The following is a 12,818-nucleotide window of genomic DNA, read 5'->3' as shown; positions in this document are numbered from 1 at the left end:
CTTATCACTTTTTCAGCTCTTTCAATCCCCGGCAGATGTAATCCCGTTTCAAATCTTCCGGTTTATAGACTGTATCGTCACATGACAGCAAATCAATATCAAGCCGAACTATTTCCTGTTTTTTTTCTTCAGGTATTCGCCCCGCCTCCTTTTCAATAGCCTTCAAATGAGAAGTTACTTCCATCGCATTATTATCGGAAATGAAACGTGCCACTTGATTGGAAAATAAAGAGGTGCGGCGAAAGTAAAGTGGTTTCGTTTCTTCTTCCGTAGAGAAGCAGATGCCGGGAAACAGTTCTTTCAAACGCTTCCGCGCCAATGAAAGGTTTTCTTTTCGACGCTCATTGCTGCCGATACTAATTGTGTAAACCACGGGGAAATTAAGAATTAATTAAATAATTCATCCAAGCCACTTTCAGATGTCGAATCTAAATCTATTTCGGCATTGTCTTTACAGGGATCGAATCCTTCAGGAAGTTGAAACTGTTCATTTTCATCGTACCCCAAAGTCTTGTCGGCAAAAACTTTCACCATATATTTAGCCCAGATAGGCAATGCCATCGAAGCGCCCTGTCCATGAAGCATGGTATCAAAGTGAATGTCTCGTTCTTCTCCACCTACCCAGCATCCGGATACTAACGAAGGAGTAAAGCCCATAAACCAACCGTCCGCATTGTAGTTCGTTGTTCCGGTCTTACCGCCCATATCAGCCTTCACACCCAAACGACGAACGCGGCCACCTGTGCCTTCATTGACTACGGCACGAAGCATAATCAACATTTTATAAGCGCTGGAAACGCCGATTACCTCTTCCATCTCCGGCGAGAAAGTAGCCAGAACATTACCTTCATTGTCTTCAATACGTGTTACAAACAAAGGAGCTACACGGATACCTTTATTCGGAAATGCCGTATAGGCACTTACCATCTCTCCAACTGAAATTTCGCAAGGGCCGAGACAGAGGGATACCGACGGTACAATTTCACGATTACGCACACCAAAACTTTCTATCAGGCGTTTTAAGGAATACGGATTGAGTTTGCTCATCAGATAAGCTGTAATCCAGTTATCGGAATTAGCCAGTCCCCACTTGATGGTTACCATTTCTCCATAACGTTTGGTGTTGGCATTACGAGGTGTCCATGGCTTACCATTTTCATCAATTAAAGTATATTCCACGTGGCGGGCTTCGTCACAAGGGGAAAAACCGCTTTCCATAGCCAACGTATAAACATAAGGTTTTATAGTAGAACCAACCTGCCGACGGCCCACCATTGCCATGTCATACTGGAAATAGTTATAATTGGGACCGCCCACATATGCTTTCACATGTCCGTTATGCGGATTCATTGACATGAAACCAGCACGAAGGAAGTGTTTGTAGTAGCGGATAGAATCCATCGGAGTCATAATCGTATCTTTCTCTCCATCCCATGTAAATACGGACATTTCTTCGGGCGTATTGAAAGCCTTCTCTATTTCTGCATCCGATGCTCCGGCTTTTTTCATGATGCGGTAACGGTCAGATTGTTTCATTGTACGAGTCAGAATTTCATCTACCTGTTCCTGAGTAATCCTGTTACTATAAGGTGCTTTTTTGCGTCCTTTTTTCTCTTTGAAGAAGTATCCTTGCAATTCTTTCAGATGTTCTTCTACCGATTCTTCTGCATATTGTTGCATACGGGAATCAATAGTAGTATAAATTTTCAGACCGTCTGTATAAAGGTTATATTTTGAACCGTCCTTCTTCGTATTCTTTTCACACCAGCCAAACAAAGGATTATTCTCCCAATCGAGAGAATCCTCATAATATTTCTGCATCTGCCAACCACGATATTCACTACGCACAGGCTTCTTGGCATTCAACACACTACGCAAATATTCGCGGAAATAGGTAGCTAAACCTTCTTTATGGTCTACGCGAGTATACTTCAAAGTAAGAGGGAGTGCTTGCAGAGAATCGCACTCTTCGACAGTGATATATCCGGCTTTACGCATTTGGTCGAGTACCACATTGCGACGTCCTCGTGAACGTTCCTTGAAACGCACCGGATTAAAATAAGATGGATTTTTACACATACCAACCAATGTGGCAGCTTCTTCCATTTTTAAATCTTTCGGGTCACATCCAAAATAAGTATTAGCTGCTGTCTTTATACCTACCGCATTATTCAAAAAGTCAAATTTATTAAGATACATGGTGAGTATCTCTTCTTTGGTATAATAACGCTCCAATTTCACAGCAATCACCCATTCTATGGGTTTCTGGAATAAACGTTCCATCACATTATCCGCACTGGGCGAATAAAGCTGCTTGGACAATTGTTGAGTAATGGTACTACCGCCACCTGCATTTTTCTGGAACAGCAGACCGCGTTTTACGATGGCACGAAATAAAGCGATGGCATCAATTCCGGAATGTTCGGCAAAACGCACATCCTCTGTTGCAATCAATGCATTGATAATATTGGGAGACAGGTCGTTATAACCCACATAAACACGGTTCTCTTTGCTAAACGAATAAGTGCCAAGCACTTTTCCATCTTCAGAGAAGACTTGTGTAGCAAACTTATAATTAGGGTTTTCCAAGTCTTCAACAGGAGGCATATAGCCAATCCAACCTTTTGCAATGGAGAAGAAAACAGTGGCACAAGCCAATACAACGACGGCTAAGAATATCCAGAGGATTTTTATGATGTTCTTTATCATGCTTAATACTGTAAATTCACTAAATAGATTAACCTGTAAAAATAATAGGGCAAAGGTACGGAATTATATTGGAACACACTTATAATTTCAATAGAAAAACTCTTAAAATGCCACAGCCTATCGTCCGGAATGCCACACTTTATTCTATTAAAACAGATACGATTTAGCACTTTTTCATGCAGGAATCGGCCGTTTTTAATGCATTTTTCGCCAAAAAACGTCATTTTTTGCTTAGGAATAAAAAGCGTAAAGTGCTTATTTCCCCAAAAAACAGCTAAAATAAAGTACGCTTTTTCTTTCTTATATATTCTTTATATAACATCATCATCATAAAAAGAAAAAAAGCTGCTGCTGCTGATGATGATGAAAAATTATATTCCGGCATCGTCTCGCAAGCTGATAAACTTCATCTCATGAGACGAAGCTTATCAGCCATAGGGCAAAATTTTCTTCTAAATTTTCTCCTGTGTTTTTTCGTACTCCGCATATTTTATCTACCTTTACACTCTCGAAAAGAAACAAAATAACGAACGATATGGAAAACAGAAGTTTAGTCACCATCGCCGAACATAGCAAGGAAAAAATCCTCTACATGATTGAGATGGCAAAACAATTTGAAGCCCATCCCAACCGCACTTTACTGGAAGGGAAAGTAGTTGCCACCCTTTTTTTCGAGCCATCCACCCGCACAAGACTCAGTTTCGAGACTGCAGCCAATCGCTTAGGTGCCCGTGTAATTGGATTCAGCGACCCTAAAGCCACGAGTTCTTCAAAAGGAGAAACCTTGAAAGACACCATCAAAATGGTGAGTAATTATGCCGATATCATCGTGATGCGGCATCATTTGGAAGGTGCTGCCCGCTATGCCAGTGAAGTTACCAACATTCCCATCGTCAATGCCGGAGACGGAGCTAATCAACATCCTTCACAAACGATGCTCGACCTCTACTCCATCTACAAGACCCAAGGTACGCTGGAAAATCTGAATATTTTCCTCGTTGGCGACCTCAAATACGGTCGTACAGTGCATTCGTTGCTGATGGCGATGCGCCACTTTAACCCCACTTTCCATTTCATTGCTCCCGACGAACTGAAAATGCCCGAAGAATATAAAATCTATTGCCGCAATCATAGCATTAAATACGTGGAGCACACGGACTTTACCGAAGAAATAATAGCTGATGCCGATATTCTTTACATGACTCGTGTACAGCGTGAACGCTTTACCGACCTCATGGAGTACGAACGGGTGAAAAATGTATATATTCTGCGCAAAAAGATGTTGGAACATACCCGCCCCAATTTGCGCATTCTGCACCCCCTGCCTCGCGTCAACGAAATAGCCTATGATGTAGACGATAGTCCGAAGGCTTATTATTTCCAACAGGCACAAAATGGCCTGTATGCCCGTGAAGCCATTCTTTGCGATGTGTTAGGCATTACTCTGGATGATGTGAAAGAATGAATAATATTACAATTGAAGTTACATCAGAAAACTATGAGCGAAAAGAAACAAGAATTACAGGTAGCCGCTTTAGAAAATGGCACTGTCATCGACCATATCCCCTCTGAGAATTTATTCACTGTAGTCTCTTTGCTGGGTCTTGAACACATGAGTAATAATATCACTATTGGGTTCAATCTGAAAAGCAAAAAGCTAGGCACCAAAGGTATCATCAAAATTGCCGACAAGTTCTTTTGCGATGATGAAATTAACCGTATAGCTGTGGTGGCACCGAATGTGAAACTGAATATCATCCGCGATTATGAAGTGGTGGAAAAGCGTGAAGTAAATCTGCCCGAAGAACTCCACGGTATTGTAAAATGTGCCAATCCAAAGTGCATAACGAACAATGAACCTATGCCGACGTTATTCCACGTAGTGGACAAGGAGAATTGCGTAATAAGATGCCACTATTGCGAAAAAGAACAGAGAAGAGAAGATATTGAGATAATATAAAAGTTACGAGCTACAAAGCTACAAGCTACAGGTGGCTGTGCAATGATTTTGAAGAAAATGTATAGTTTATGCCGATACACCGAAAGGTACTTGTAGTTTGTAACTAAAACCCATGACATGAAGCAAGATTGGAAGCCCGGAACAATGATTTATCCGCTCCCTGCCGTATTGGTGAGTTGCGGGAATACACCGGAGGAATATAACATACTAACAATTGCATGGACGGGAACGATTTGTACGAACCCGCCCATGTGTTATATATCTGTACGTCCCGAACGTCACTCCTATGATATTCTGAAACGGAATATGGAGTTTGTCATCAACCTCACCACCAAGGATATGGCACGTGCTACCGACTGGTGTGGCGTACGCTCGGGCAAAGATTATAATAAGTTTGAAGAGATGCACCTGACACCGGGAAAAAGTACTGTAGTCAGTGCTCCGTTTATTGAGGAATCTCCCTTGTGCATAGAATGCCGCGTGAAGGAAATCATGTCGCTCGGTTCGCATGCCATGTTTATAGCCGACGTAGTAAATGTACGTGCTGACGACCGTAACTTGAATCCGGAAACGGGAAAACTGGAATTGGCAGAAGCTAATCCGTTGGTTTATGTACACGGAGGATATTACGAATTGGGCGAAAAGATTGGCAAATTTGGCTGGTCGGTCGAAAAGAAGAAATAAAATGAATGATTAACGGTTAGCGATAAATGATGAACAGAGTTTTGAAAATCTTTATGCTGTGCCTTTTATTTCTCCCCGCCACCTTGTGGGGACAATCTCCCCTTGTGCCCGGTACAGCAGTCGAAGAACCCTTAAAGAAGCACCACCATGATCGCCCGGTGAATTTCGGAATTAAAGGCGGGTTCACCTCTTCCCTCTTCCTTGTATCCAATCTCACACTGAATGGTATCACTATAGATGAAGTGCAGAATAACTATAAGATAGGTTATTTTGCTTCCATCTTCATGCGTATCAATTTTGAACGCCATTTCTTGCAGCCGGAGATATCTTACAATATCAACCGTTGCAACATCACTTTCGAGAAGCCGGCTGAAGACGATGCTCCTTTGGAAATGGCATCTATTACTTCGTCCATTCATAGCATTGATGTTCCCGTTATCTATGGATATAATGTTATCAAAGAGGGGCCTTACAGTCTGGCTGTGTTTGGTGGTCCTAAGTTCCGTTATATCTGGAATAAAAAAAGTGAAGTCACTTTCGAGAATTTCGACCAACAGGAAATCAGTGAAAAACTACGTCCGTTGAATCTTAGTTTTACTCTCGGAGTAGCAGTCACTATTTCCCGCGTTTTCTTCGATTTCCGTTATGATATAGGATTGCATAACATTTCCCGAAAGGTTACTTATGATGATGGTACGAACGGCGAAATTCCTCCTGTCGATGAAATACGCTTCCATCGCCGGGATAATGTACTTAGCTTTTCTCTCGGAGTTTTCTTTTAGAAAGTAAATTTCTGCCTTTTCTGTCAATTTATTCGTTTTTTTACCGTAAATTTGTGCGCTTAATAAGAGAACACAGATTTATCAAACTTATCTAAGTAAGCAAAATGAAAAGAGACGATTTAATTTTCGATATCATCGAAAAAGAACATCAACGTCAGCTCAAAGGTATTGAACTGATTGCATCAGAGAATTTTGTAAGTGACCAAGTTATGCAGGCAATGGGTTCCTGTCTTACCAACAAGTACGCAGAAGGCTATCCCGGCAAACGTTACTACGGAGGCTGTGAGGTGGTAGACCAGAGCGAACAAATTGCTATTGACCGCATAAAGGAAATTTTCGGTGCAGAATGGGCTAATGTACAACCTCACTCGGGTGCACAGGCTAATGCTGCTGTATTTCTCGCCGTTTTGAACCCGGGTGACAAATTCATGGGATTAAACCTGGCTCACGGCGGTCACCTCTCACATGGTTCCTTGGTAAACACTTCGGGTATCATATATACTCCTTGTGAATATAATCTGAATAAAGAAACCGGTCGCGTAGACTACGATCAGATGGAAGAGGTTGCTTTGCGCGAAAAACCAAAAATGATTATCGGTGGTGGTTCGGCATATTCCCGCGAATGGGACTACAAACGTATGCGTGAAATTGCAGACAAAGTAGGTGCTATCCTGATGATTGATATGGCTCACCCTGCCGGATTGATAGCTGCCGGATTACTGGAAAACCCTGTGAAGTATGCCCATATTGTTACTTCTACCACACATAAGACTCTGCGTGGTCCTCGTGGAGGTATTATCCTGATAGGTAAAGATTTCCCTAACCCATGGGGCAAGACTACTCCGAAGGGTGAAATCAAGATGATGTCACAATTGATAGACTCAGCCGTATTCCCCGGTATACAGGGAGGTCCGTTGGAGCATGTTATTGCATCTAAAGCTGTTGCTTTCGGTGAAATCATGCAACCGGAATTTAAAGAATATGCTGCTCAGGTAAAGAAAAATGCTGCTGTATTGGCACAAGCATTGATTGATCGTGGTTTTACTATCGTTTCAGGCGGTACAGATAATCACTCTATGCTGGTTGACCTTCGTAGCAAATATCCTGATCTTACCGGTAAGGTAGCTGAGAAAGCATTAGTATCTGCGGATATCACTGTGAATAAGAATATGGTTCCGTTTGATAGTCGTTCTGCATTCCAGACTTCTGGTATTCGTTTAGGTACTCCTGCCATCACAACTCGTGGTGCTAAGGAAGATTTGATGCTGGAAATTGCAGAAATGATTGAAACAGTTCTTTCTAATGTAGATAATGAAGCGGTTATTGCTGAAATTCGCGCACGTGTGAATAAGACAATGGAAAAGTATCCGCTTTTCGCATATTAATAGTATAATTTATTTCAGTAATTATTAATAATCCGTAGCTTTACAAGGCTACGGATTATTTTTTTATATATTGTGGGCTTAGCTCAATCCTTCTATATTTCCATCCACAATATCAATATGCATTGCCTGTGGTTCTTTGGGAAGTCCCGGCATACGAAGAATTTCTCCGGCAATGGCAACAATCATTTCAGCGCCATTATTAATTACGATGTCCTTAATGTGAAACTCAAAGTTATTCACTGCACCATATATCTTGGGATCGGCAGAAAAAGAATATTGCGTTTTAGCAATGCAAACCGGATAATGACTGATACCCATTTTTTCAATCAGTTTAATGATTTTACGCGAATGAATACTGTAAGTCACCACACTGGCTCCATAAAGATTGCAAGCTATCTTTTCTATTTTTTGTTCTACACTGTCATCTTCATTATAGCTAAAGTTCAATGGTTCGGAAGGTTTATTTTCAAGAGTGTCAACAACCAGATTGGCAAGCTCCATCGCTCCCTCTCCTCCATCTGCAAAAGCATTATTGACAGCAAACCCCACTCCTAATTTCTCTTCACAATGATGGCGGATAGCTTCCACCTCCTCATCCGTATCACTTGCAAAACGATTGAAAGCAACAATAACTGTCTGGCCAAATGAACGCAGATTGCGTATATGTTTATCGAGATTTCCGAAACCTTGTTGCAGTCCTTCCATATTAGGTTCCTTGATGCGGTCAAGACTAACACCACCATGCATTTTCAGTCCCTGGGCAGTGGCGACTATCACCGTCAATTTCGGTTGCAAAGCACTCTTGCGGCATTTAATATTGTAGAATTTCTCTGCACCAAGATCAGCGCCGAAGCCGGCCTCCGTCACTACATAGTCTCCGAATGTCATTGCCATTTTTGTAGCAAGAATAGAATTGCAGCCATGGGCAATGTTTGCGAATGGACCGCCATGAACAAATGCAGCCGAGCCTTCGGTAGTTTGAACCAAGTTCGGATTTATAGCATCTTTCAGTAAAACAGTGATAGCACCTGCCACACCCAACTCTTTCACAGTGAACGGGCAACCATCAAAACGAAAGCCAAGAATTATGTTCTCAATCCGTCGTTTCAGGTCATCTACGTCTGTTGCCAGACAAAGAATTGCCATGATTTCGGATGCCGGAGTGATGTCAAAGCCGGATTCCTCAGTAACACCATTCGTATTGGGACCTAAACCTGTGACAATGCTACGCAAAGAGCGGTCGTTCACATCGAGTACACGTCTCCAGATGATTTCTTTCAGTCCGAAACCATCCGCCTGATGTTGATACAGATAATTGTCGAGCAATGCAGATATCATGTTATGCGCTGATGTGATGGCATGGAAGTCTCCTGTAAAATGTAGATTTATTTTCTCCATGGGGAGCACCTGGGCATAACCGCCACCTGCTGCACCACCTTTCATTCCGAAACAAGGCCCCAATGAAGGTTCGCGCAAAGCTACAATCGCTTTCTTTCCAATCTTATTCAGTCCTAATGTCAGACCGATGGAAACTGTTGTTTTACCTATACCGGCTTTAGTGGCGGTGATGGCAGTAACCAGTATCAGGTTACTCTTTTTCACCTTTTCTTCATCAATCAGGTGCGTAGGAATTTTGGCAATGTATCGTCCGTAGTTTTCTACTTCTTCACGAGGAATACCTACACTTTCGGCTACCTGCTTAATCTTTTTCAGCTCAATGCTGCGGGCTATTTCAATGTCTGATTTCATACAGAATATTTGTTTTAATAACTACTTCTTTTCATTAAACTGCAAAAGTACGAAAAAGAGCGCAGATAGCAAGAATTAAAAAAGGAAAGGACATGCCATGCTGAGCATTCATATAAGTCTCAATTGGAATATTCATATAAATAACAGTCTCCCCATCCCATAGCAATAGGCCGGGTAGCCAGAAGATAATTGATATCCCCATTGTGAGAGAAGAATGTACCATGACAATAATAGAATGCATCCATGGCACCTAATGATTCGACCTCAAGCATCTCTCCTCCTATTGGTTGCGATAGCGGTATGCGGAATACCCCTATCTTATGTCTATAGTAAATATAGTTCCCGCAGACTGCCGCTTCTTTAGAAACAGGAAGTTCCAGCGTACCAAAATATTCAACCTTTTCCGGTTGCTCTTTCTTAAAGCGGTAAATATGCGTATCCTCTGTTTGATAGTAGATATAGCTGTTGTGTTCACCTGCAAATATGAAGTCGGCAGGGAAATGTATGGTAGTTTTTTGCCAGCTATCTGTCGTAGGGTTATATTTCCACAAAAAGGGCTTATCAGAATGCATATATAGCTGCTGTCCATCAAACCATACAGCATCTATATTCATACAATCTTCAGCATTGTCGGCAATGTTCTTCAACTGTTCCCACTGATGGGTATTGACATTGAAGCGATAGAAACACTGCCAAGAGAGAACAGTACCTGTTTCTTCATTATACCTCCGACGCTTGATTGAAAGATAAATATACCCCTCATGAGCAAATAAGTTGGCATATTCATTAGTGCCATAATTGTGTTCGTTGTCCATTAACGGATAATATTCCCATGAAAATGTTTCCAGGTCATATACTTTCAGTTTATTGTTATCCGAATTAAAAAAATTGTCAGTATCATAAAAATAGCCTTTACCTTGATAGAAGCAATTATATTGCCCGGCATTAGGACTTAGCATCTCAAAAGAATTCCTTTCCACCCACTTAGACGCAGGCACATGGAATGACAGGCGTGTAGAATACATATTCGTATTCTTATCATAATAGAATAATTGATATTCCCTATCGCTATTGGAATCATAATGATTAGGAAATACTTGCAATTCCACCCCTTGCTCGGAAGTAGACACTATTTTATAATCTCCGGGGGCATACGTTGCAAGTTGAAAGTCATTGTCCGGAGAGAATCCTGACATTTGTATCATTGCCTTTTCTCCATACCGAAGCACAGAAGGTGATATGTTTTCTAATATTACCCCTTCTACTTTGAATGTACCAACAGCCTTATTTTCATAATTACCCACAAATACAGTCAACGGAAAATCTCCCACCAGGTTCCATTTATTGGAAGGATAGGTAGCAACAATCCGCGTAAATGATACTTCTTGAACATCCAGATAAATACTCTGTGGTGGATTCCATAAATCTCCCACTGTTTTTATAGAGACCACAATCCGTTTCTTTATATTGGAGAAGCCGGTGCCATCAATATAGACAGTGCCACCTCCCCAATAGGGACCTTCGGGTAAAGGGACATGATGTACCGAAGTTATCTGCGGTTGCGATTGGTTGGGTATTTTCAACACTGCCATTTCACTGCGGAAGTTACCAAAATTAGTCTTTACATATGCATAAACCCGACATTCTAGACCATTCATCAAATTATCTTTCTCTGTCTGGTAGGAAAAATCTCCGGTTAATGGAATTATCAAAGTTTCTGTTTGCTCCGGACACGAACCCATATCTTCATAGTGGGCCGGAATAACCTGCACAAATCCTCGTTCCTCTATCTTTAGATTGCCTGAGCTCTCGACATCTGCTGAAAAATGAAACGAGTAATCTTTCCACTCAGCCTTTATTTTCACTTTGGCTGCATCAAAAAGGGCCAGTTCCGCATCTCCACAAGAACAGACAAAAAGTAATGCACAACTTATCCAAAGGAAGAAGGAAACTATAAAATGATTTGTTTTCATAACCGACTGTTTTTAAAGATTAAAAGAAAGAACAGCATAGTAACCTGTCAGATGTTCCTTTGTCGTCTCTCTATTATAACGCAAGTCCAAAAACAAAGAGTGATTAGAGAGGATTTTCCACTCGACGCCAATACCGCCAGTATAGGCAACCCCGAACTTATCATGTTTTATGGTTCCGCTCTCAGTCCATACATTGAAACCCTCCGAATCGGTAGTCATATATTGACTGGCTGACTCATTCTTTAAAGCATATTCCAATTCTGCGCCCAATTGTATATAGGGTAACACTTTTCCTTTCTGCGACAGGAAAGTATAGCGCAACATTAACGGCAAAACGAAATCCTGCCTGTTACAAACAGCACTCAACTTCTGTATGGTTTCCTCTAATTTACTAAAAGCATACTTACGATAGGTCAGTTCCGGATGAAAAGAAAATCCATCAATCAGAGGTATATCGGCAAATATCCCAACAAAGCCTTGCAATTGGGACTTAAAATCATAAGTTTCAAAAGATAATTTGGCGATACCCGCTCCTGCCAGCACTCCCCAACGGACACGTGGGATATAATTCGCATTGCCCGTCAGGCAAACCTTATACCGGCTTCTGAAAGAGTTCGCCGTAGGTTTCATAGAATGGATATATGCTTTCACGTCTTCATTCTCCTGAGCTATCGGAAACTGTTCCAGATATGTTTTCAAAGGATTTACATAACCTGTTTGCGGATCATCTTTCATGGGTTTCAGAGGTTCATTATTATCTGTACCTTCCTGAAAATAGTATTCTGTTTTTCCTTTATCCGTTATGAAAGAATACATATTCACAGGCTCTTTCCAATAAATGCGTGGTAACAAAGCCTGCCTTTTTTCACCATCTACGATAATAGTCTTTGAAAGAAAAGAGGTGCCTCCTTCCCGATACAATAGTATATCTCCGGCAGCATAAGTCTTCACTTTTACTCCGCCTTTTTCTATCGATATGAAATATTGCTTATTCTTAGGAGATTCTGTGAAAAATGAGATACTATGAATAAGGGTATCCTTCCCGGTAACCGTATCTTTATAAATCAATAGATTACGCTTTTGTGCATACATAGAAGACATGCTACAGATACCAATCAGGAACAATAATAATCTTGCAGAATGTGCCATAGCTAAAACAGAGTGATTCGCATTAATTGTAAATTATAGAAACAAAGAAAGGACTTTTTCCTGTATTTACATTACCGGAAAAGCCCTTTTTCTTAATAAGTGTTGCAAAGCATATGATTCCCTTATCTCGCGCTCCTGCTTTCGGTCAGAATATATCCGTCCATCATTCTTATGATTCGTCCGGCTTCCCGGGCATTCTCTTCGGAGTGGGTAACCATGACTACTGTTGCCCCCTCCCGGTTCAGTTCTTTCAGAAGGTTCATCACTTCGCGGCCATTGGTAGAGTCCAGATTTCCCGTAGGCTCATCGGCAAGGATAATGCGGGGATTGGTAACAATGGCGCGGGCAATGGCCACACGCTGCTGCTGGCCGCCGGACAGCTCCTTGGGCTTGCGATCCATCAGCTCCTCGATCTGCACCAGCTTCG

The 12,818-nt window shown here is 41.5% G+C and carries 11 protein-coding genes; 5 read left to right on the top strand and 6 right to left on the bottom strand.

Annotated features, from left to right (window positions below):
* Nucleotides 1-4: 4 nt before the first annotated feature.
* Together QZ135_RS02715 and QZ135_RS02710 are read right to left on the bottom strand one after the other, a co-directional pair.
* On the bottom strand, nt 5-373 hold the full coding sequence (locus tag QZ135_RS02715; protein WP_294605722.1) for a 2-amino-4-hydroxy-6-hydroxymethyldihydropteridine diphosphokinase: 369 nt from the start codon (nt 371-373) through the stop codon (nt 5-7).
* Between the two features lie 14 nt (nt 374-387).
* Nucleotides 388-2,709, bottom strand: a complete 2,322-nt coding sequence (locus QZ135_RS02710; RefSeq protein WP_294605720.1) for a transglycosylase domain-containing protein — start codon at nt 2,707-2,709, stop codon at nt 388-390.
* Between the two features lie 535 nt (nt 2,710-3,244).
* Between QZ135_RS02710 and pyrB the strand changes: the two genes are divergently transcribed.
* The 5 genes from pyrB to glyA all read left to right on the top strand — a co-directional run bounded on the left by pyrB (nt 3,245) and on the right by glyA (nt 7,520).
* Complete coding sequence (gene pyrB, locus QZ135_RS02705) at nt 3,245-4,174, top strand: aspartate carbamoyltransferase (protein WP_294605718.1); 930 nt, start codon at nt 3,245-3,247, stop codon at nt 4,172-4,174.
* Nucleotides 4,175-4,207: 33 nt separating this feature from the next.
* On the top strand, nt 4,208-4,669 hold the full coding sequence (gene pyrI / locus QZ135_RS02700) for an aspartate carbamoyltransferase regulatory subunit (protein WP_294605716.1): 462 nt from the start codon (nt 4,208-4,210) through the stop codon (nt 4,667-4,669).
* Nucleotides 4,670-4,786: 117 nt separating this feature from the next.
* A complete protein-coding gene (locus QZ135_RS02695; protein ID WP_294605714.1) occupies nt 4,787-5,353 on the top strand; it encodes a flavin reductase family protein in 567 nt (188 codons plus the stop codon).
* A 29-nt stretch (nt 5,354-5,382) separates the two neighbouring features.
* Complete coding sequence (locus QZ135_RS02690) at nt 5,383-6,135, top strand: porin family protein (RefSeq protein WP_294605883.1); 753 nt, start codon at nt 5,383-5,385, stop codon at nt 6,133-6,135.
* Nucleotides 6,136-6,239: 104 nt separating this feature from the next.
* Nucleotides 6,240-7,520, top strand: coding sequence for a serine hydroxymethyltransferase (glyA, locus tag QZ135_RS02685; RefSeq protein WP_294605712.1), 1,281 nt, complete (start codon nt 6,240-6,242; stop codon nt 7,518-7,520).
* Nucleotides 7,521-7,598: 78 nt separating this feature from the next.
* On the opposite strand, the gene QZ135_RS02680 is transcribed toward glyA, so the two are convergent.
* The 4 genes from QZ135_RS02680 to QZ135_RS02665 form a co-directional block, all read right to left on the bottom strand.
* Nucleotides 7,599-9,269, bottom strand: coding sequence for a formate--tetrahydrofolate ligase (locus QZ135_RS02680; RefSeq protein ID WP_294605710.1), 1,671 nt, complete (start codon nt 9,267-9,269; stop codon nt 7,599-7,601).
* 119 nt (nt 9,270-9,388) lie between these two features.
* The gene (locus tag QZ135_RS02675; protein ID WP_294605709.1) at nt 9,389-11,242 is read right to left on the bottom strand and encodes an IPT/TIG domain-containing protein; all 1,854 of its coding nucleotides are present in this window, start codon (nt 11,240-11,242) and stop codon (nt 9,389-9,391) included.
* A 12-nt stretch (nt 11,243-11,254) separates the two neighbouring features.
* Nucleotides 11,255-12,391 carry a porin family protein gene (locus QZ135_RS02670; protein WP_294605707.1) on the bottom strand — a complete coding sequence of 379 codons (1,137 nt, stop codon included), beginning with the start codon at nt 12,389-12,391 and terminating at the stop codon, nt 11,255-11,257.
* A 122-nt stretch (nt 12,392-12,513) separates the two neighbouring features.
* Nucleotides 12,514-12,818 (bottom strand): ATP-binding cassette domain-containing protein (locus tag QZ135_RS02665; RefSeq protein WP_294605706.1); only part of this gene is annotated, 305 nt, incomplete at its 5' end.

Source organism: uncultured Bacteroides sp. (genome assembly GCF_905207245.1).
Classification (GTDB): Bacteria; Bacteroidota; Bacteroidia; order Bacteroidales; family Bacteroidaceae; genus Bacteroides.
The sequence above is the reverse complement of the archived record's forward strand: the minus strand, read 5'-3'. Positions and strand labels throughout refer to the sequence as shown.

Coding starts and splice junctions, on each gene's coding strand:
- glyA (WP_294605712.1), top strand. CDS start 6,240: ATGAAAAGAGACGATTTAATTTTCGATATCATCGAAAAAGAACATCAA.
- QZ135_RS02695 (WP_294605714.1), top strand. CDS start 4,787: ATGAAGCAAGATTGGAAGCCCGGAACAATGATTTATCCGCTCCCTGCC.
- pyrB (WP_294605718.1), top strand. CDS start 3,245: ATGGAAAACAGAAGTTTAGTCACCATCGCCGAACATAGCAAGGAAAAA.
- pyrI (WP_294605716.1), top strand. CDS start 4,208: ATGAGCGAAAAGAAACAAGAATTACAGGTAGCCGCTTTAGAAAATGGC.
- QZ135_RS02690 (WP_294605883.1), top strand. CDS start 5,383: ATGAACAGAGTTTTGAAAATCTTTATGCTGTGCCTTTTATTTCTCCCC.
- QZ135_RS02670 (WP_294605707.1), bottom strand. CDS start 12,391: ATGGCACATTCTGCAAGATTATTATTGTTCCTGATTGGTATCTGTAGC.
- QZ135_RS02680 (WP_294605710.1), bottom strand. CDS start 9,269: ATGAAATCAGACATTGAAATAGCCCGCAGCATTGAGCTGAAAAAGATT.
- QZ135_RS02675 (WP_294605709.1), bottom strand. CDS start 11,242: ATGAAAACAAATCATTTTATAGTTTCCTTCTTCCTTTGGATAAGTTGT.
- QZ135_RS02710 (WP_294605720.1), bottom strand. CDS start 2,709: ATGATAAAGAACATCATAAAAATCCTCTGGATATTCTTAGCCGTCGTT.